This window comes from Agromyces fucosus (assembly GCF_004134865.1).
Taxonomy (GTDB): domain Bacteria; phylum Actinomycetota; class Actinomycetes; order Actinomycetales; family Microbacteriaceae; genus Agromyces; species Agromyces fucosus.
In genome coordinates, this window is record NZ_SDPO01000001.1 from 795,303 (window position 1) to 816,280 (window position 20,978).

Annotated in this window: 11 protein-coding genes and 1 tRNA gene; 2 read left to right on the plus strand and 10 right to left on the minus strand. The window is 69.6% G+C overall.

Annotated elements, in window-relative coordinates:
• Positions 1 to 81: 81 nt before the first annotated feature.
• The 7 genes from ESP57_RS03710 to ESP57_RS03740 form a co-directional block, all read right to left on the minus strand.
• On the minus strand, positions 82 to 5,343 hold the full coding sequence (locus ESP57_RS03710; protein ID WP_129230578.1) for an Ig-like domain-containing protein: 5,262 nt from the start codon (positions 5,341 to 5,343) through the stop codon (positions 82 to 84).
• A gap of 149 nt (positions 5,344 to 5,492) precedes the next feature.
• A complete protein-coding gene (locus ESP57_RS03715) occupies positions 5,493 to 10,718 on the minus strand; it encodes an Ig-like domain-containing protein (protein WP_129230579.1) in 5,226 nt (1,741 codons plus the stop codon).
• A complete protein-coding gene (locus ESP57_RS03720) occupies positions 10,715 to 11,416 on the minus strand; it encodes a hypothetical protein (RefSeq protein ID WP_056009756.1) in 702 nt (233 codons plus the stop codon). The genes ESP57_RS03715 and ESP57_RS03720 overlap by 4 nt, the downstream gene beginning before the upstream one ends.
• On the minus strand, positions 11,404 to 13,101 hold the full coding sequence (locus tag ESP57_RS03725) for a serine/threonine-protein kinase (protein ID WP_129230580.1): 1,698 nt from the start codon (positions 13,099 to 13,101) through the stop codon (positions 11,404 to 11,406). Before ESP57_RS03725 ends, ESP57_RS03720 begins: the two co-directional genes overlap by 13 nt.
• The gene (locus ESP57_RS03730; protein ID WP_129230581.1) at positions 13,101 to 14,312 is read right to left on the minus strand and encodes an FHA domain-containing protein; all 1,212 of its coding nucleotides are present in this window, start codon (positions 14,310 to 14,312) and stop codon (positions 13,101 to 13,103) included. Before ESP57_RS03730 ends, ESP57_RS03725 begins: the two co-directional genes overlap by 1 nt.
• On the minus strand, positions 14,293 to 15,186 hold the full coding sequence (locus ESP57_RS03735; protein ID WP_235507696.1) for a PP2C family protein-serine/threonine phosphatase: 894 nt from the start codon (positions 15,184 to 15,186) through the stop codon (positions 14,293 to 14,295). Before ESP57_RS03735 ends, ESP57_RS03730 begins: the two co-directional genes overlap by 20 nt.
• Positions 15,187 to 15,309: 123 nt before the next feature.
• Entirely contained in the window at positions 15,310 to 16,347 is a 1,038-nt protein-coding gene (locus tag ESP57_RS03740) for a TerC family protein (protein WP_129230582.1), read from the minus strand.
• 252 nt (positions 16,348 to 16,599) lie between these two features.
• Here ESP57_RS03740 and ESP57_RS03745 point away from each other — a divergent pair, with 252 nt between their 5' ends.
• The gene (locus ESP57_RS03745; protein WP_129230583.1) at positions 16,600 to 17,298 is read left to right on the plus strand and encodes a TIGR00645 family protein; all 699 of its coding nucleotides are present in this window, start codon (positions 16,600 to 16,602) and stop codon (positions 17,296 to 17,298) included.
• A gap of 156 nt (positions 17,299 to 17,454) precedes the next feature.
• Here ESP57_RS03745 and ESP57_RS03750 read toward each other — a convergent pair.
• Together ESP57_RS03750 and ESP57_RS03755 are read right to left on the minus strand one after the other, a co-directional pair.
• A tRNA-Glu gene (locus ESP57_RS03750) sits at positions 17,455 to 17,527 on the minus strand.
• A gap of 98 nt (positions 17,528 to 17,625) precedes the next feature.
• Entirely contained in the window at positions 17,626 to 18,528 is a 903-nt protein-coding gene (locus ESP57_RS03755) for a diacylglycerol/lipid kinase family protein (protein WP_129230584.1), read from the minus strand.
• Between the two features lie 61 nt (positions 18,529 to 18,589).
• Between ESP57_RS03755 and ESP57_RS03760 the strand changes: the two genes are divergently transcribed.
• On the plus strand, positions 18,590 to 19,225 hold the full coding sequence (locus ESP57_RS03760) for an MBL fold metallo-hydrolase (protein ID WP_129230585.1): 636 nt from the start codon (positions 18,590 to 18,592) through the stop codon (positions 19,223 to 19,225).
• 20 nt (positions 19,226 to 19,245) lie between these two features.
• Here ESP57_RS03760 and ESP57_RS03765 read toward each other — a convergent pair whose 3' ends face one another.
• Entirely contained in the window at positions 19,246 to 20,715 is a 1,470-nt protein-coding gene (locus ESP57_RS03765; protein WP_165877359.1) for a serine hydrolase domain-containing protein, read from the minus strand.
• Positions 20,716 to 20,978 lie beyond the last annotated feature (263 nt).

The window sequence follows — 20,978 nt, forward strand, 5'->3', positions numbered from 1 at the left end:
ACCGGGGTACACGCTAACACGATCACTGGGCGCCGCGGCATGGGGAGGACTCCCCACGCAATCGCTCGCCTGCTGTACGCCCTATCCCCTGAAGTCCACGTGATTGCTCTCATGGCCGCCCACTGTCACGTAGGCGTCCGACCACCCGCAGTAGCCGCTCGACGCAGCCCAACTCCCACGGAAGGAGCCCCTGCCGTCGGCACCGATCGACATCGTCATCGTGCGGAAGGGACCGTTGCAGTACGTCTGGAGCGTCTGGGTCGTGTTCGGCGGGAACCACTCGACATCGACGTTGTAGTAGAAGCCGCCGCTTTGGGGGGTGCCCCGGGACAACGTCACCTTGGGTGCCGGTTGCGTGGCGGTCGCCGTGTCGGAGAGCGTCCACTCGCCGCAACCGCCTGCGTTGCAGGCCTGGACCTTGAAGTTGTGCGCATACCCGATGCCGGCGTTTCCCGGCGCGCTCAGCCCCGACGTCGAGCCCGACTTCGTGCTGTTCAGCACGAACTGCCAGTTGTACGAGGTGATCGGGCTGCCGTTGGCCGACGCAGCGCCCCACGTCAGCCTGATCTCGCCGGAACCGTCGCTCGAGGCCCAGAGGTCCGCCCACGGCGGAGCGCTGGGCTTGCCGAACGGGATGACCGGATCGCTCGCGGCCGAGGCCTGCGAAGTGCCGGTGTCGTTCGTCGCCGTCACGGTGAACTTGTAGCTCGTGCCGTTCGAGAGGCCGGTGATGGTCTGCGCGCTGCCGGCAGCCGATGCACCGAACGAGTCGCTTCCGCCGGCCCAGCTGACGGTGTACCCCGTGATGGGATCGTTGTTGCTCGCGGGAGCGTTCCAACGCACGGTCGCCGACTGGTCGCCAACGGTCGCCGTCGGCTTGCCCGGCGCATCGGGCGGAGCACGCACGATGACGGTGGCCCGACCGGCGACCTCACGGGTCGGATCCTTCGTGCCGTCCTGCACGCGATACACGACGCTCAGAGTGCCCGTGAACGTCGGCCCGGTCGTCACGGAGATGTCGGTCGCCGTGAAGCTGACGCTCGCGGCCGAACCCACCGATTGCTGATCGATCTCCGCCTCGATGATGCGAAGCGGCGTGCCTTCGGCAGCGAACGGGTTGATGTCGTTGGCGAGCACGTTGATCTTCTTCGTCTGCGAGCGCAGCATCTCGACCGGCCCGTCGTTACGCGCCTGCGCCTCCGGCCGCGACGAGGTCACGACCTCGACCTCGATCGACCCGGGAACCGAGAACTCCTTGTAGTCGACCGTGAACGTGAGCGTCGTCGTCGAGCCCGGCTGCACGCCGAGGGGTGCGCCGACCGTCAGGTTCGACCCGCTGATGCTCGCCGTGAAGTCGGCGTTCTGCCCCTCGAGTCCGTTGTACGTGAGCTCCTGCAGCACCTTGTCGCTCGGGTGCCCGCTCGACTGGCGGAGATCGACCGTCTGCGGCTTCTCCCCCGCCTCGAGCTTGATGCTGCGCGGGGTGAAGGTGGGCGGCGCGTCCTCGAAGTTCGGGTCGCCGACCGTGACGGGGATCGTCAGGAACGCCTTCTTCCCCTTCGGATCATCCGCGCTCTCGCCGTCGGTCACCTCGAAGGTCACCGTCGCCTGACCGCGGAAGTCCTTCGCCGGCTTGAACGTGAGCGTCGACGCATCCGTCATCGGTGACGACCCGTCGCTGTTCGATGCCGTCGCGGAGAGGATGCGGGCAGGCTTGCCCGACGGCACGATCACGATGTCGCCGACGTTCCACGAGATCGTGCCGTTCATGCGCACGATCTGCGGACCGAGTTCAGCGAGGTACGGCGGGGGGAAGGTCTTCTCCTCTTCCTCGTCATCCTTCTTCTCCGCCTCGTCGGGGTCGACCTTCGGCGGCACGATGACGAACGCCATCGCCGTGAGCTCGTCGACCTCGTTCGTGAGTCGATAGGCGATCGCCTGGCGCTTCGAGGTGGGCCGCACCTTCAGGGTGCCGTCGGTCATCACCTCGGCATTGTCCGCGTTCGGTCCCTCGACCGAGACCACGAGGTCCTCGACGAGCCCGCCGGGATTCTGCGCGTCCTTGAGCGGGTCCACCGTGACGGAGTTCTCGTCGGCGACCTGCTTCGGCTCGATCACCTGGTCGTGCGCCGTCGGCGGCTCGATCTTCGCGTCCTTCGCGACGAGCACCTGGATGAACGCGCCGTCGGCGCCGCCATGCCCGTTCGTGATCTCGTAGCGGACCGAATTGCCGCCCTCGAAGTCGGGAGCCTCGACGAGCACGCGGTTGTTCTTCACGCTCGCGGTGAGGCCTTCGCCGACCTCGGGCAGTTTCTTCTGCACCTTGATGGGGTAACCGCTCGGGTCGGAGTCGTTCGCGAGCACGTCGATCGCCGCCCGGCGACCGGGGCGAAGCTCGACGACGTCGTCGACGGCGTTCGGGGGAAGCGCCTCGGTGGGTCGCGGGATGACGCCGATGCGGATGGTGCCCGTGGCCGTCTTGCCGGCCGTGTCGGCGACCTCGTACGTGAACGATTCCGTGCCGGCGGATCCTGCGAACGCCTCGTAGCTGAGGCTCGTGCTGCCGTTCTCGATGACGCGACCGAGGGATGGCGGGGTCGTGATGCCGACGAGCGTGACGGAGTCGCCGTCGGGATCGATGCCGTCGAGCGGCACGTCGATCTCCACCGCCGTGCCCTCGAAGGTGCGCGAGGTGAGCGGCAGGGGCAGCGGTGGCCGGTTCGACTTCGCGTCGGGGCCGACGACCGTGAAGCGCACCGTCGCGGTCGCCGTCTGCTCGAAGTCGTCGAGCACTCGGTAGGCGACGGTGTACACGCCGGGCTCCTGCGGCGCCTGATACCGCACCGTGTCGTCGGCGACGAACACGAGCCCACCGGCGGCCGAGACGTCCACGAGCTCGCGATCGAGCGTGAGCGGCGCAGCATCCGGGTGGTAGTCGTTCTCGAGGACGGACGCCGTCGCGATGTCGCCGGCGCGCACCGTCACCGCGTCATCGACCGCGACCGGTGGCTGATGCTTCACGAGCGGCGGCACGGGCACCACCGTGACGGTGCTCGTCGAACTGGCGAGGCCGTCGGAGACCGTGTACGCGAACTGCAACTGCTCGGTGATCGCCTCCGACGCCGTGATGCGGGTCACCGTGTTGTTCAGCACCTCGACCGAGAGCAGGTCGCCGGATGCCTCGGTGTCGACCGTCTGCACTGCGAGCACGCGCCCGCTCGGGGACACGTCGTTGGCGAGCACCGAGAGCGTCGTCGGCTCACCGGGACGCAGATAGGCGGTGTCCTTCACCGCGATCGGCGGCGGCGACTCCCCCGGCACCTCTTTCACGTCGACCCGGATGAGCCCGACGCTCGTCGCGGCACCCGCGCCGAGGTTGTAGAGGAAGATGTGGCTGCCGACCTGATCGGACGTGAAGGTGATCGCGCCGCGTTCGAGGTTCGGCGTCACGGATGCGCTGCTCGGCGCATCCTCGACGCCGAGCAGCGCCAGCGGCTCGCCGGATGGGCTGAGGTCGTTGACGAGAGGCTGGATCAGCGTGGTCTCGCCGACGAAGACCTCGGCGAAGTCGGGCGTGCCGACCGGGTTCAGCGCTCCCGGCTCCGTGACCTCGACGGTGAGGATGCCGGTCGAGGTGACCATGCCGTCGGAGACGACGAACTGCACCTCCTTCGTGCCGAGCTCGCCCGTCTTGTGTTCGAAGGTGACGAAGCCGTCGGGCGCGAACCGCACCGAGTCGCCGCTCGTCGGCGACGCGCTCACGAGGAAGACATCGTCGCCGTCGGGGTCGAGCCAGTCGCTGAGCACGTTGTAGCCCATCGACTTGCCCAGCTCGACGCTGATGGCGCCGTCACGCACCGCGACCGGCGCCGAGTTCTCGGCCGTCGGTCGGATGGTCAGGTCGACGCTGGCCTGAGCGACGCCAAGACGACCATCGTCGGCGGTGTACTGGAACGAGACCGTTCCGGACGCGCCGAAAGCCGGGGTGAACTGCAGTGCGCGGCCGCCGTCGATCAGTTCGAGGCGGCCGGACTGCTCGGCGATCTCGCTGACATTCGTCACGGTGAGCACGTCGCCGTCGGGATCGGTGTCGTTCTCGAGGACCTCGAGGAGCGTCGTGCGCTCAGGGCGGACGCCCAGTGCATCATCGCGAGCGGTCGGCGGCCGGTTGGTCTCACTTCGTTCCGCCAGGGTGTCCTCGAAGGTCTGCTTCGAAGCCTTCTCGTCACCCTCTTCGGCGTCGCTCTCGTCGGGCGGCGTCACTTCGTCCCAGTTGTCGACGAGCCGGAGGTTCGAGTCGACGAGCCAGACGTCGCCGTTCGACAGGTTGTTCAGGGCGATGACGCTGCGATTCACCCGGAACTCGAGTCGCGAACCCTTCGTGACCTGATCGATCGTCTGCAGCGAGGGCTCCACGCCGTCGCACGCATTGAGGTATCGGCCGACCGAGGCCCACGCGCCGTGCGCGCATCCGTCGAGCCAGACCGGGCTCGCGACCTCGCCGGCCGCGGCCGGCGCATCGACGTCGGCGTCGATGACCTTCACGTCGCCGCCGGCGAGCGGCACCTGGAGCAGCGAGTCACCCGTCGCGAGCAGCACTGAATCGTTCTCAGCGCCGACCTGCTGGATCTTGAGCGCCCGCTCGTCGAGTTCCCTCGCGGCGCCGTCGATGATGACGGCGTTCTCCTCGGTGTCCAGCACCACCGGCTCGTCGCCGACGACCGAGAGCTGGTGCTCGCCGAACGCGGGCAGCGCGCTGACCTCGGGCTCGGCGCCCGGCAACGCGATCGTCACGAGTTCGTCGTCTGCTGCGGAACTCGCGAAGACCACGCCGGCTTTCGACACCGCCAGGTGCGAACCCGCGCCGAGGCTCACGGTCGGCTCGGTGTCGGCCGGATTCAGCTGCAGCTCACCGGCCGCACTCGTGACCCAGAGCTCACCCTTCGGCGAGAGGATCGCGAGCGTCTCGCCGCCATGGGCGACCTCGGAACCCGGAGGGGCCGCGACACCCTGGCCGAGGGTCGTGAAGGCGGGGTCGATGCGCTCGATCGAGCCGAGGCTCTCGTCGTAGAGGAAGACGTCCTCGCCGTCCTGCAGCACGTCGAACGCGTTCGACGCCGTGTTCACCGCGGCATCGAGCTCCTCGATCTGGCGGTTGAGACGACCCGCCAGCAGTTCCTTGCCATTGGTCACCCACACCTCGCGTGCGGCCAGGTCGACATCCGTGACGGGGAAGCCCTGGTGGAGCACCGCGAACGTCAGCGGAACACCCGCGAGGAGCGTGATCGCGACGGTGGAGGCTGCGACCTTCCGCCCGCGCACCCACGACGTGAAGGCACCCACTCGTCACACCTCTGCTCTGCTCGACCCCGGATCGGAGCCGAGCCAGACCCCCGCACCGGCGTACACGGTAACACGCGGGCCGCGAACGTCGACATGGGGAGGACTCCCCGCTCGGCACCGTGCGCGGCACCGAGGCGAAGGGTCGGTGCTCAGCAATCCGGCACGGTGCGTGCGCCACGGTTCGTATGCGCGGCGAGCACGAACCATCCGTTGTAGACGCCGCTCGCCTGCGCCATGTAGAAGTAGCTCTCGCCCCAGCGCTGCGACCGGCAGACGGCGTCGATGACCGTGCCGGCCGGGATCATGCCGGCGGAGTTCATCGTGCACCCCCGCTCGGCGTTCGTCGGCGGGTTCGTGTACGTCGAGTCGGGTTCCGGGCAGGTGCTCTGCGTCACCGTGGTGCCGTTGGCCGGCACCCACGGCGCGGTCGGCGTCGCCGTGCCCGACATGGCGCGGGGGCCGCAGCCGGCGACGTTGCACGCCGCGACGAAGTATCGAGAGCCCGCCCCGTTCGCGCCGGTGGCCGTCGCCGCCGTACCGGTCGCCGTGCCCGATCCCCCCGGTGTGCCCTCGAACGTCCATTCGTATCGCGTGATGCCGCGACCGCCGTTGTCGGACGGAGGCGCCCAACTGAGCGAGAGTCGCGCGTCTCCTGAAGCCGAGGCGACGAGGTTCGCGCTCGCAGGCGCTCCCGGCAGGCCGAACGGCGTTCCGGAGGCACTCGACGGCGAGGCGCCTGACGTGCCGATGCCGTTCGTCGCCTCGACCTGGAACCGATAGGCCGTGCCGTTCGCGAGTCCCGAGATGGTGTGCGCAATCCCTGCGGCGTCGGCGGCGAAGTCGGCGCTGCCGCCGTTCCACGAGAGGCGATATCCCGAGATCGCCGAGTTGTTGTCGGGTGGAGCCGACCATCGGACGCTCACCGACCCGTTCTGCTCCGAGACGATGAGGGGCGCCTTCGGCACGTCGGGCCGGTCGCGAACCGTCACCATGACCCGGCCCTGCGTCTCGCGCGCGGCATCCTTCGTGGCATCCTGGACGCGGTAGATCACGCTGAGCGTTCCCGTGAACGAGGCACCGGTCCGTACCGTGATCCCCGTCGCCGTGTGCGACACCGCTGCGCTCGACCCGACGTCGGTCTGGTCGATCTCCGCGCCGATGACCCGCAGTGCAGTGCCGGGGAACGGATTGACGTCGTTGGCGAGCACGTCGAAGGTCGCCGAGTCGCTTCGCAGCATCTCGAACGGCCCGTCGTCGAGCGCCTGGGGCTTCGCGCGGGTCGACGACACGACCGTGACGTCGACGTGGCCGGGCACCGTGAACTCGCCGAGCACGACGTCGAACGAGAGTCGCGTCGTCGTTCCCGTCGGGACGCCGAGCGGAGCCGAGACGGTCAGGATGCCGCCGGCCGCCGTCGCCGCGATGTCGGCCGTGGCCCCTCGGAGGTTCGTGTAGTCGACCCGCGCGAGCATCTCCGGGTTCGGGTGGGAGGTCGATGACCGCAGATCGAGCGAAAGCGGCGCCTCGCCGGCCTCGATGGTCTCGGCTCGCGGTGTGAACACGGGTGGCGTGTCGGCGAACTCGGGGTCACCGACGAACACCGGGATGGTGAGGAACACGCTGCGTCGATCACCGGATCTCGCGTCGGCCCGATCGGTGACCTCGAAGGTGACCGACGCCTCGCCCCGGTAGTCGCGCTTCGGCACGTACTGCAGCGTCTGCTCGTCGACGAACGACGGCTCCGCCCAATTCGTGCTCGTCGCGCTCAGGGCGCGCGCCGGACGACCCGACGGTGCGATGACGATGTCCGGGATCTCCCACGAAATCCGCCCGTTCATGGGTACGACGATGCGGCCGAGATCGGCGAGGTACGGGTCCGCGGCATCCTCACCGGCTGCAGGAACCACGATGAACGCCATGGCATCGAGTTCGTCGAGCTCATTCGTCAGCCGGAACGCGACCGCGAATCGGCGCGAGCTCGGCCGCACCTCGATGCTGCCGTTGTCGAGCACCGTGGCGCGATCGGCGTTCGGTCCCTCGACTCGCACCGCGAGCTCGTCGACGAGGCCGCCCGGATTCGAGGCATCGCGCAGGGGGTCGACCAGCACCGCCTCGTCGCCCACGACCTCGGTCGGCTCGATCACCTGGTCGGACGCGGTCGGCGGCAGGATCACGGCATCGCGCTTGACGAGGATCTGCACGAACGCGGTATCGGCCCCGCCCCGGCCGTTGGACACCTCGTAGCGAAGCGTGAACGCGCCCTCCCGGTCGGGAGCCGTGACGACCACGCGACGGCGATCGCGGATCTCGGCCTCGATGGCGTCGTCGACCTGCGGCAGGTCGACCACGCTGAGGGCGCGCCCGCTCGGATCGGAGTCGTTCAGGAGCACCTCGACCGATGCACGGCGACCCGGCCTCATCTCGATCGCGTCGTCGACCGCGTTCGGCGGCGGCGAGGTCTCGGGCGGTGGGATCACGCCGATCCGGATCGAACCGGTCGCCCGTTCGCCGAGCGCGTCGTGCACCTCGTAGGTGATCGTGTCGGTACCGCTGGAGCCGGCGAACGCCTCGTAGGTGATCGACGTGCTCGTCTGGCCGGCGACCCGCCCGAGCATCGCCCCGCCGAGCACTCCCGTCAGCGCGAGCGAGTCGCCATCGGGGTCGAGCCCGTCGAGCGGGATGTCGATCGTTACCGCGGAGCCGGCGAACGTGCGCGAGGTGAGGGGCGGCAACGTCGGCGCCGTGTTGCCGCCGTCGTCGCGTGCGACGACGGTGAAGCCGATGCTCGCGCGAGCCGTCTGCTCGAAGTCGTCGGCGACCGTGTACACCGCGGTGTAGGTCCCCGGTTCGTCGGGGGCCTGGAACCGCACACGCGAGCGGTCGACGAAGGCGACGCCGCCGCCGAGCACGGGCGAGGCCAGCTCCGGCAGCACATGCATCGCCGCGGCATCCGGGTGGTAGTCGTTCTCGAGGACCGCCACCGTCGCGATGTCGCCGGCGCGAACCTTCACGACGTCGTCGAGCGCGACGGGCGGCTGGTGCTTCACGAGCGGCGGCACGGGAACGATAGTCACCGTGGCACTCGAGACGCCGGTGCCGTCGGAGATGGTGTACCGCAGTTGCAACTGGCGATCGAGCGCCTCGGTCGCGGTGATCCGCAGGGCGGTGTTCGTCAGCACCTCGACCGAGACGAGGCCGTCGATCCCGGCGGTGTCGACGGACTGCACCGCGAGCACCCGGCCCGACGGGGAGACGTCGTTCGCCAGCACCGGTACGGTGGTCGGCTCCCCCGGTCGCAGGTAGGCGATATCGACGACGGCGATGGGCGGCGGGTCCTCCGCCGGTCGCTCGACGATGCGCACGCGGATGAGGCCGACGCTGACGGATGCCCCTGCGCCGAGGTCGTAGAGCACGGTGAAGTCGCCCGGCTCGGGTGACGAGAACGCGATCGTCCCCCGCTCGAGATCGGTCGTGGCGGTGAGCGCACCAGGGGTCTCCTCGAGGCCGAGCAGGGCCAGCGGTGCCCCCGACGGGCTGAGGTCGTTCACCAGCGGCTCGAGCATGACGGGCTCGCCGGCGAAACCCTGCGCGAAGTCCGGCGTGCCGACGGGGTTGAGCGCTCCGACGGCCTGCACGTCGACCGTCAGCGTGCCGGCAGCCGACGTCTGGCCGTCGGAGACCGTGTACGCGACCTCCTTCAGCCCGAGCTCGCCGCTCCGATGCTCGAAGGCGACGTGCCCGTCGGGACTGAACCGCACGGCGTCGCCGCCAGTGGGCGATGCGTTCACGAGGAACACGTCGTCGCCGTCGGGATCGGTCCAGTCGGCCAGGACGTTGTAGCCGATCTGCTGGCCCTGTTCGACGCCGACGGCTGCTTCCCGCGCCGCCGAAGGCGCCGTGTTCTCGCCGATCGGGACGATCCGGACGTTCACCGCCGCCTCGGCGACGCCCGAGCGCCCATCGTCGACGGCGTAGCGGAACGACACCGTTCCTGCTGCGTCGGCGGCGGGCGTGAACTGGAGCGCGCGGCCGTCGTCGATCACCTCCAGCCTCCCGAGGGACGCCGCGACGTCGGACACAGAACCGATCGTGAGCACGTCGCCGTCGGGATCGGTGTCGTTCTGGAGCACCTCGAGCAACGTCGTGCGGTCGGGCCGCACGCCGAGTTCGTCGTCGCGCGCCGTCGGCGGACGATTGGATTCGGTCCGTTCCGCGAGCGTGTCCTCGAACACCTGCTGGGCGCTCTTCTCGTCGCCCTCGAGCTCATCGGACTCCTCGGGCGGCGTGACCTCCTCCCAGTTGTCCACGAGCCGGAGGTTCGCATCGACGAGCCACGCGTTGCCCGAGGTCAGGTCGTTCAGTGCGACCACGTCGCGATTCACGCGGAATTCGAGTCGGGCGCCGAGCGTCGATGGCTCGATCCGCGACTGCAGCGGCTTCGACGCATCGCACAGCGAGAGGTAGGACGCCGAGTTCGCCCACGCCGCGTGCACGCACCCGTCGACGAACACGGGTGCGGCGACCTCGTCGCCCGACTGAGCAGGCGCCGACGCCGCGGCATCCGCGTCGAACTCTCGCACCGTCCCTCCGGCCAACGGCACCTCGAACAGCGAAGCGGCACCCGCGACGTACGCCGACTCGTGCCCCGCTCCGGACTGCTGCAAGCGCAGGCCATCACCCGGCAGCTCGATCTCGCGCCCGTCGACGAGCAGCACGTCGCGGTCGGTGTCGAGGATGACGGCGTGCTCGCCGACCACGGCCAACTGATGCGCACCGAGCTCCGGCAGCTCTGTGGAGAGCGTCGCGCCCCCGTCGCCGTCGAGCCGGTGCAACTCGCGCGCACCGGGCTCCGACACGAAGGTCGCGCCGTCGACTCCGACCGCGAGCTCGGCATCGGCCCCCACCTCGAGTACCGGCTTCGTCGCGCCGGCGTCGAATGACAGCTCGCCGCCGGCGGGGATCGTCCAGACCTCGCCACGCGGCGACAGCACCGCGAGCACCTCGCCGCCGTACGCCACTCGCGAGCCGATCGGCACCTCGACGCGCTCCGTCAGCGTGGTGAAGGCAGGGTCGATGCGCTCGATCGAGCCGGCGTCGCGATCGTAGAGGAAGACGTCGGCGCCGTCTTGGAGCACGTCGGTGCTGTTCGACTGGGTGGCGACGGCCGCATCGAGTTCCTCGATCTGCCGGTTGAGCCTGCCGGCGAGGAGATCGTCGCCATTGGTGACCCAGACCTCGCGGGCCCGCAGGTCGGGGTCCGTGACGGGGAATCCGCGGTGCAGGGCCGCGACCGTGACCCCGCCCACCGCCATGAGCGACAGCACGACCACCGACGCGAGACCCCTGCGCGCCCGGAACGACGGGAAGCGCCTCACTCGGTCGCCGCGTCGAGCAACGGCAGGTCGTCGATGCTCACGAGGCGTGTCGCGACCGCGTACTCCACGAGTCGAGCGCGACGGTTCGTCGCCAGCTTGCCCCGGCCGCCGCGCAGACCGTCGACGCCGATGCGGTCGAGCTTCTCGCAGACGTTGTCGAGCTTGCGGTTGAAGGTCGTCATGCTCCAGCCCAGACGGGCCGCGGCCTCGGCCGAGCTCGGCACGAGCGCCCGCCCGCCGGCCGGCTGCGCGAGGACGTTCTCGGCCAGCGAGACCACGAGCAGGCGCTGGCTGGAGGTGAGCGTCACCGGCAGGATCGTCGTGCCGCCATCGGTGGGGGCAGCGGTGAGGGAGGTGTTGTAGAAGTCCTCTTCGGCGTGCACCGTGAAGTCGTAGGTCGTCGCACCGGCGCTGAACATCACGTGCACGGTCTGGAAGACGAGCGGGAGCTTCGCGCCCGGCGCGAGCCACGCCTGCACGCTGCCCGTCGCGTCGGAGATCGTCGCGGAGAGGATCTGCCCGACGTTGGAGAGCCACCACAGCCCGTACTCCGACGACAGCGTGAGGAACGTCCGGTGCAGGTAGGGGTTGTCGTCGATCGTGAGGTCGGACTCCCGACCGATGGTGAACGGCTCGCCGACCTCGACGGTGTACGACTCACCGCAGTATTCGACGCGGAGCGGCCTCACGGCGTGCACCCCGTCTTCGCCTCGGACACCTTGCTCCCGCGCTGCACCTGCACCTCGATGCACGTGCGGTTGCCCGCGGACGTTCCCTCGACGGTGATCGTCGGACCCTTCGACACCTGCTTCTCGCCGGAGCCGTCGGACCGCCACCACCGGTAGAGGTCGTCGTCTTCAGGGTCGGAGTGGGACACCTCGAACGTGACGCTCGACCCGTCGGCGCTCGCGACGCCGGTGGAGACCACGGGAGCCGGCACCGCCCCCGTGACGACGGCGTTCTCGCCGCCGGGCTTCGCGGTCTCGACCGCGGGCGACTCGGCCAACGTGCCGGACATCGCGATCGCGATGCCGATCACGGCGGCGACGACGGCACCGGCGACGATGCCGATGACGAGTCCGACTCGGCTGCGTCGAGGTGCGGATGTCTCGGCTGCACGCGACGCCGCGACCGGCTCGCCGTGCACCCCAGGTCGTGCCGGGCGCACGATCGTCGAATCCGGTGCGGTCATCACGTCCACCGACGGCGCACCGCCGCCGGGGGAACGCACGATCGTGGCATCCGACATCTCGACCGCCGCGGGCCGGCGCACGACGGTGCCGTCGTCGACCGGGCCGACGACGGACGCGGCGGGTGCCTGCGCCTGGATCTGCTGCGGCGAACGTGCCCGAGTGGCGTCGTCATCGGCCTGGACGGCGCGAGGCGCCTGCGCGTCGACCGTGCGCACCGACCGAGCGCGGGTCGCATCGTCGTCGTCGGGCTCCGCCTCCTCGCGTGCGCTCGCGAGGTTCGGAACCTCGATGCTCGTGGCCGCGTAGCCGAGCTCGAGCTCGACGCGCTGCAGCGCTCGAGCGAACTCGACGGCACTCGGGTAGCGGTCGTCGCGCCGGCTGGCCATGCCCTTCGCGAGCACGGCGACGAGGCTGCGCGGTACGTCGGGACGGTCCATCGGCGTGATGGCTCCGCGCTCGATGCGCCCGATGAGGTCGAGCGACCCGTTCGAGCGGCCGGGGATCTCGAACGGGGTGCGCCCGGCGATGAGCGTGTGCACGGTCGCCGCGAGCGAGAACACGTCGCTGCGGGTGTCGGGCCGCGGGTCGTCTTCGAACATCTCGGGAGGCGACCACGGCACGCTCATGCCGACGGCTGACGGGCCGGATGCGGTGCCCGAGGCGAGTTCGCTCGCCGTCACGGTGTGCACCGGCAGTTCGCCCTCGAGGTTCGATGAGATGCCGAAATCTGTGAGCGCAGGCCAGCCGTAGTCGTTCGTGAGCACGTTCGCCGGCTTGATGTCGCGATGCAGGATGCCTGCGGCGTGGGCGGTCGCGATCGCGCCGGCGAGGCGCACGCCGGTGCGCAGCGCGTCTTCGATCGAGAACGGTTGACGCTTGTACCGCTCGGCGAGGCTCGGCCCGGAGCAGTACTCCATCACGAAGTACGGGCGACCGTCGGCCGAGACGTCGGCATGGAAGATCGTGACGATGAACGGATGCGCCGACAGTTGCGCCATCAGGTTCGCCTCGGCGACGAACTGCGCCTTGGTGTCGCGGCCGAGCCCCTCGGCGAGCAGCACCTTCACCGCCACCTTGCGTCGGGGCAGCTTCTGCTCGTACAGGAAGACGTCGGCGAACCCGCCCGACCCGAGCAGCCCGTGGGCCGCGTATCCGGGCAGCTCCGGCGGAATCGACGGGGCGCGGCGCATCAGCCGCCCACCACCTGGATGGTCCAGCCACCGCCGAGGTCGACGACGGTGCCGGTGAGCACCGGGGTGGGCTCACCGGATCGCAGCTTCACGGGGGGCTTGCCGGGCGCCACCACGTGGGTGCCGTTGCGGGAGTGCAGGTCGGTGATGACGACGGTGTCGCCCTCGAGCGCGAGTCGCACGTGGCTCCGCGAGATGTCGGGATCGCCGAGGCCGATCGTGATGAGTCTCGGGATGCGGCCGCCGGACACCTTGCTCACGCTCGGCGCGCGGCCGAGCACGACCTCGTGGCCGATCGCCTCGAGCGTGCCGTCGGGCATCCTGATGCTCGCCTGCGCCACGGGCTCGGCTGCCTGCAGCGTCGGCGCCTCCTCGGCCGGCGTTCCGGCCGAGGCACGCGCTGCGCGCGCTTCGCGGAGTCGCTTGATGTCGATGCTCGCGACGGTCATCCCGTCGTGATCGCCGTCGACGGGAGCGGCCGCAGGTGCCGCCGTCGGCGGACCGGCGGGCAGGCCGTTCGTGAATGCTGACGAGGGGCCGGCGATCGTCTCCTCATCGGGCACCATCGTCAGTTCGACCGGGGCCGTCACTCGCGCAGGCGCGGGCACCGGAGGAGCCGGAGAGACCGGTGCCGCGGGAGCAGGAGCGGCCGCGGGAGCAGGAGCAGCCGTGGGAGCAGGAGCGGGCGGAGCCACCGGCACGGGAGCGGCGACGGGAGCGGCCTCGCTGGCCGGGGCCGCGGCGTTCGACGGCGCGTCGAGCTGCACGCGCGCGACGGGTTCGACACCGTCGGAGACGATCGAGCGCAGCGGCACGACGGCCTCGACGACGGGCAACTGCGGCGCGGAGGCATCCGCACCACCATCGACGACGACCTCGATCGAGGAGCCGCCGTCGAGCACGCGCTCGACCCAGGTGGAGACGCCCGCGTCGTGGATCTCGTCGGACGCGGAGCGCACGGTGATGGGGCCGCGTACCACGACACGCGCCGTGCCGGCCTCCTCGTCGCGCACGACGAGTGCGAACGATGGCGTCGCCGCGAGCCCCTGGGCGGTGAGCCGGTCGAGCACGAGGGACGTCGGGTCCCCGGTCGCGAGCTCGGGCCAGAGCGCGGCCAGCCGATCGGCCGCATCAGCGGGAACGACGAGGATCACTCCGCCGCGAACGGCCGCGAACCACGCCGCCTCGGAATCATGCCGGTACGTCGCCATCTCCGCCTCCCCCGGTACGCGGCCGCGTGTCCTCGGCCGCTCTCGACAGTCGTCCGCGCCGATCGCGCGTCGTCTCATCATCATCGTCGTCGGATCCGAGCACGGACTCGACGACGATCGCCGTCACGTTGTCGCGGCCGCCATGCGCGAGCGCGAGGTCGACCAGTTCGCCGGCGAGCCCCGCCGCGTGCCCCGTGTCGCCCGCGAGGATGTGCGCGATCGTGCGATCGTCGACCTCCTTGGTGAGGCCGTCGCTGCACACGAGGAACACCTGACGGCCCGCCGCGGGGATCAGCCAGACGTCGGGATCGACGAACTCGTCGGCACCGAGCGCTCGAGTGATCACGTTCCGTTCGGGGTGGCGTTCGGCTTCCTCGGGCTGGATCAGGCCGGCGTCGACGAGCTCCTGCACTGCGGAGTGGTCGACGCTCAACTGCTCGAGGGTGCGGCCGTCCCAGGCGTAGACCCGCGAGTCGCCGATGTTAAAGACCATCCAGTGGAAACCCGCGCCGTCGCCGGCATCGACGAGGGCGATGCCCGACAGCGTCGTTCCCGCGACCGCGGTGCCCTCTTCTCCGGCCTCGCTGAGCGAGCGCACCGCCTCGTTCGAGCTGTGGATCGCGTCGAGCACCTGCTCGGGCGACGAGGGGACACCGAACTCGAGGTGCCGGGAGAACGTCTCGATGACGGCCTGGCTGGCGGCGTCTCCACGCGCGTGACCGCCCATGCCGTCGGCCACCAGATAGACGGGTGCCTCCGCGAGGAACGAGTCCTCGTTCACGCTGCGGACACGACCCACGTCGGTTCGCGCGCTGTGCGCGATGAGCGCGGCTCCTCGCGTCAGGGCGACGACGCCCTCGCCATCACCTGACACGGTTCTCCTCGGATCGAGCGGGAAGGGTGGCGACCGCGACGATTCGTCCGGCGCCGAGCCTCCACGCTAGCAACTCCGGGGCGCTCTCGATGACGCCTGTGGATCGGGACGGCCCCATCGAGGTCACTTGCCGTCGGAGTGGGAGTCCTCGGTGAAGTGCGGCACCTCGTCCATGAGCTTGTGCCCGCGCGACTTCGCGTCGTGCCGGGCCTTCAGGAGGCTCGCCACGGTCGCGACCGCCATCGCCGCGAGGATCACGCCGAGCGACATCCACGTCGAGATCTCGGGCGCCCACTCGATGTGCTCGCCGTTGTTGATGAACGGCAGCTCGTTCACGTGCATGGCGTGGAACACGAGCTTGACGCCGATGAACGCGAGGATGAAGGCGATGCCGTACTTGAGGTACTCGAGGCGCTCGAGGAGTCCGCCGAGCAGGAAGTACAGCTGACGGAGGCCCATGAGGGCGAAGACGTTCGCAGTGAACACGATGAACGGACTCTGCGTGATGCCGAAGATCGCCGGGATCGAGTCGAGGGCGAAGAGCAGGTCGGTCGTGCCGATCGCGATGAAGACGATGAGCATCGGCGTGAAGAAGCGCTTGCCGTCGATGACCGTGCGGAGCTTGACGCCGTCGTACTCGTCGGTGATCGAGACGCGGCGGCGCAGGATCCGCACGATGAACGTGTCCTTGTCCTCGTCGTCCTCGTGACCTCGCACCTGCTGGATCGCGGTCCATACGAGCCAGGCGCCGAAGATGTAGAAGATCCACGAGAAGTTCTCGATGAGCGAGGCGCCGAGCAGGATGAAGATGCCGCGCAGCACGAGCGCGATGATGATGCCCACCATCAGCACCTCCTGCTGCAGCTTCCTCGGCACCGCGAACTTCGCCATGATGATGACGAACACGAAGAGGTTGTCGATCGAGAGGCTGTACTCCGTCAGCCAGCCGGCGAGGAATTGCCCGGCGAACTCGCCGCCCGCGAAGAAGTACATGAGGCCCGCGAAGATCAAGGCCAGCACGACGTAGAAGACGACCCAGAGGGTCGATTCCTTCATCGACGGAACGTGCGGGCGCTTCAGGACGAGCAGGAGGTCGGCGACGAGGATCAGCGTCAGGACGACGAGGGATCCGACTTCGAACCAGATGGGGAGTTCGAGCAACGTTTGCCTTTCGGAGTGTGCGGGGACGACGGAATCCGAAAGTCTCTCCCCCTGCCGATTCGCAGGTCCCACGCCCGGAGCGGCGGCAATGGCGCTCGTACTGACGATCGTGGGTCGAGGCCTGGCCTCGCGGGATACTCCCCTTCGCTCTCGCGAGTCTAGCCGAACCCGGCCAGCGCCCAGGCGCCACCCGCTACAGGTTCCGTTCGACGCCCGCCAATAGAATCGGGGTCCCCACGAGAAGGAGTGCCTGTGAGCTCGACACCCCCCGCCCGCCAGTACCGCACGACCCCGGGCTCGGCCCTCGTCGGCTACGCGATCTTCGCGAGCCGCTGGTTGCAGGCGCCGCTCTACCTCGGGCTCATCCTCGCCCAGGCGATCTACGTCGTCGTCTTCATGATCGAGCTGTGGCACCTCGCCGAAGGCGTGATCGCACACCCCGAGAAGATCGACGAGGCGGACATCATGCTCGCCGTGCTCGGCCTCATCGACGTCGTGATGATCGCCAACCTGCTCATCATGGTGATCATCGGCGGGTATGAGACGTTCGTCTCGCGCATCAACGTCGACGGCCACCCCGACCAGCCCGAGTGGCTGAGTCACGTCAACGCGAACGTGCTGAAGGTCAAGCTCGCGATGGCCATCATCGGCATCTCGTCGATCCACCTACTGAAGACCTTCATCGAGGTCGGCGACATGACCGACGGCCTGGCCAAGGGCACCGAGACCGGCCAGAGCTACAGCTCCGAGGGTGTCATGTGGCAGGTCATCATCCACTCGGTGTTCATCCTGTCGGCGCTCGCGCTCGCGCTCATCGACCGCATGTCGTACCACAAGGTCGCACCGCACGAGGTGCACGACGGAGTCCCCGTCGCATACCCCGACGCCCACCCGGGCCTGGGCACGGATCCCACGAAGCTCGAGCCCGTCGACTCCGGCTCGCACCGCTGAACCACACATCGGGGCGCGGCATCGAGACGGATGCCGCGCCCCGACGCAGTTCGTGCGGGGCCGCAGCCCGCGGCACAGGGCTCCTGCGCCTGAAACGCAGAAAAGCCCTCGCAAATGCGAGGGCTTTTCTGCTTGTGTTGTCGCATGTCACATACGTGACCCCAGCGGGATTTGAACCCGCGCTGCCGCCGTGAGAGGGCGGTGTCCTAGGCCGCTAAACGATGGGGCCGAATCGACAACTTGAAGAGTATGACACAGCATCGGGGCCGCCGCAAAATCGAGGCCGCTGCGACATCCGCTCGGGGTCATCAGCCCGACGACACCGGCTCAACAGAACACCGAGAGCGCCCCAGGGACGATCTCGACGTCGACCGGAAGCTGGCCGATGCGCTCGCCGTCGGCGTAGGCGACGATGTCGTCGGCCTCGATGCGCACCTGGCGGCCCGTGAGGAACTCCACCGCCGGATGGTCGGCATGACGACCCGCGAATACCTTCGGGAAGACCGCGACGAGGCGGGCACGCGAGAGGGGGTGCACGATGAAGACGTCGAGCAGCCCGTCCGAGAGGTCGGCGTGCGGCACGATGCGCATGCCGCCGCCGATCGACGAGTTGTTGGCCACCGAGACGAGCATGGCGCGCTGCTCGCGGCGCACGCCGTCGATCGTGATCGTGTAACTGCGGGGGCGGAAGGTGATGAGCTCGCGCACCATTGCGAGGGTGTACCTGCTCGGTCCCTTGGGGCGGGTCATCCCGTTCGCGCGTTCGTTGACGACGGCGTCGAACCCGGCCGAGACGACCGACGCGAACCAGGTGCGGAGCTCACCGTGCCGGACCAGCCCGGCGTCGATCACGCGCGGCGGCCTGCCGAGGGCCTCGACGAGCGCCTCGGTCGCCGCAGCCGGATCCTCGAACGGCAGCCCGAGACCGCGCGCGAGATCGTTGCCGGTGCCCGCTGCGACGATGCCGAGCGGCACGCCCATGCCGGCGAGCAGGTTGACGCCGAGCGAGACCATGCCGTCGCCCCCGACGACGACCAGGCCGTCGGTGCCGAGCGAGAACGCGGACTCGACCTCGCGGCGCAGCAGTTCGAAATTGGCCTCCCGCAGCACCGACACCTCGTACCCCTCGCGCGTGAGCCGTTCAGCGACTGCTGGACCGACTGCGCGGCGGCGGCCGAACGAGGCTGCGGGGTTGATGGCGACGATGAGTCGCCGTGGCGTGGTGGACATGGAGCGAGTCTGGCAGGCCGCGACCTTGCGCGCCGCCGCGGCCGAGGTGTTGGCTCGAAGCATGCGCATCACGAAACTCGAACACGCCGCTCTCGTCGTCGAGGACTCCGGCGACAAGCTCTACATCGACCCCGGCAAGTTCACGACGCCGATCACCGAGTCGTCGGGCGCCGTGGCCGTCGTGATCACGCACCAGCACGACGATCACTGGACTCCCGAGCAGCTGACGCGCATCCGCGAGGCGAACCCCGACGTGCGCATCTTCGGTCCGGCGGGCGTCGCCGCCGCGGCGGCCGACTTCCCCGTCGAGACCGTGCAGTCGGGAGACGTCGTCGCGGTGGGCCCGTTCCGGTTGCGGTTCTTCGGCGGCCGGCACGCCGTCATCCACCCCTCCATCCCCGTGATCGACAACCTCGGCGTGCTCGTGAACGACGCGCTCTACTACGGTGGCGACTCGTTCACGGTGCCGGGGGTGCCCGTCGAAGTGCTCGCGGCGCCCGCAGGGGCGCCCTGGATGAAGATCAGCGAGGCCATGGACTACGTCGTCGAGGTCGCACCCCGGCGAGCGTTCCCGACGCACGAGATGGTGCTCTCACGCGCCGGCAAGGCGCTGTCGAACGCCCGGCTCGCCTGGGCGACCGAGCAGGGCGGGGGCGAGTACGTGCCGCTCGAGCCGGGCGAGACGCTCGACTTCTGACGATCCTCGCGCAAGCAGGCTCAGGCGCCGGATGCTTCGGGGCCGTCGACCTTCACGAGGAAGGTCTGCGCGCGCGTGGCGGCGAGCGGCGTCATCCGCACCTCGACGCGGAGCCGGCCCGTCGCGCCCGGCAGGAACCAGACCAGGTGGTCGGGCGAATCGCACTGGGTGTCGATCGGCGTTCGGCTCGCGGCCGTGCGTCCGCCGACGGCCGCCCATGCAGCCTCGATCGCGGCTCGGCGCTCGGCGTACGGCACATCGAGGCCCACGTTCGTCGCGAGCACGGCCGACGCCGCGGCATCCGACCACTCGTTCACGATCGCGCTCAGCGCGACGGATGCCTCGAGTGTCTCGGGCCACGGCGCCGGTGACGGCGTGACCGGGCTTCGCCGATCCACTGCGTCGAGCAGGATCGCGAGCGCGACCTCCGCACCCTGCGACACGCGAGCGTACGTCGCGTTCTCGAAGGCGACGACGCCGAGTCCGGATGCCGCGTGCCAGCGCATGTGTGCGCTGAAGCCCGGGTACCCGCCCGAATGCGAGGCGATCGAACCGAATCGCTCGTCGAGCTCGACGAAGAGGCCGAACCCGTAGCCGTACACGACTGGCGGTGGTGCCAGAACCGCACCGGGCACGGCCGGCGGGCTGTGGCGCTTCGGTGCGACACGCACGAGCTGCTGCATCTCGCGGCGGCTCGCCGCACTGAGCGGGCCGCGCTCGAGACCCGTCGACGCCTCCGCGAGCCAGTTCCCCCAAGCCGCGAGGCTCCTCGCCGAGGCGAACAGCCCGCCGATCGCCGAGAAGACCCCCGGCCCGGTGAGCGGGAGCCCGAGCCATCCGTCGTCCTCGACCCGGCGATGGCCCGTCGCGACGGACGTCGCAGCGTCGGCGGGCCGGTCGAATCGCATGTCGAGCCCGAGGGGTTCGATGAGTTCGTGCGTCACGAAGTCGATGAACGCCACGCCCGAGACCCGTTCGACGATCTGGCCGAGCACGGCGTATCCGAGGTTCGAGTACTCGAAGCCCGTGCCTGGGACCGTGGCGCAGCGGATGCCCGCGGCGAGCGTCGCACTGAATTCCTCGCGCGTCATCGACTCCTCGCGATCGGCCCAGGGGTCATCGGTGGGCAGGCCACCCGACATCGTCATGAGCATGCGCACGGTCGGATCGACGTCGATGCCGCCGGGCACCTCGGGGGCGAACTCGGGGACGAGCGATCGCGCAGTGGCGTCGAGGTCGAGCAGTCCGCGATCGCGCAGCAGCAGCAGGGCCGCGGCCGTGAAGCTCTTCGTGCAGCTCGCGATGCGGAACAGGGTGTCGGGGCCCGGCACTGGGCGCCCCGCGTCGACCGACGCGGCGCCGGTGCCGCCGCTCGCGACGACGCCGCTGCGATCGAAGACCGCCCAGCTCCCGCCCGGCGCGGTGCCGGTCGCGATCCGCTCCGCGAAGACGGTCTCGACGGCCTGCAGTGTGTCGATGGCGACGGTCATGATGCTCCTCATCCGGCGCCCCGCGGCGGGGCGGAACCAGCGTACAAGTCGGAGGTTTCGCATGAGTTCCTGGCTCGCGTCTGTCGCTCTCCGACAAGCGGGACGCGCCTTCGCCGCCCATCCGTTGGTGATTCGCACACAACTTCCTTGGCATCCGTTGACGAAACCTCAGCCGCTGATACGTTCATGTCACTTCGGGGTCGCTCCACTCCCCCGCGGCGCCAACGTCGGTGCCGTCGGATGCCGGCACCCCGCGCCTCACG

Excerpts from the sequence above, each read along its gene's own strand:
- ESP57_RS03765 (WP_165877359.1), bottom strand. The coding sequence starts at position 20,715 with ATGACCGTCGCCATCGACACACTGCAGGCCGTCGAGACCGTCTTCGCG.
- ESP57_RS03725 (WP_129230580.1), bottom strand. The coding sequence starts at position 13,101 with ATGCGCCGCGCCCCGTCGATTCCGCCGGAGCTGCCCGGATACGCGGCC.
- ESP57_RS03760 (WP_129230585.1), top strand. The coding sequence starts at position 18,590 with ATGCGCATCACGAAACTCGAACACGCCGCTCTCGTCGTCGAGGACTCC.
- ESP57_RS03730 (WP_129230581.1), bottom strand. The coding sequence starts at position 14,312 with ATGGCGACGTACCGGCATGATTCCGAGGCGGCGTGGTTCGCGGCCGTT.
- ESP57_RS03755 (WP_129230584.1), bottom strand. The coding sequence starts at position 18,528 with ATGTCCACCACGCCACGGCGACTCATCGTCGCCATCAACCCCGCAGCC.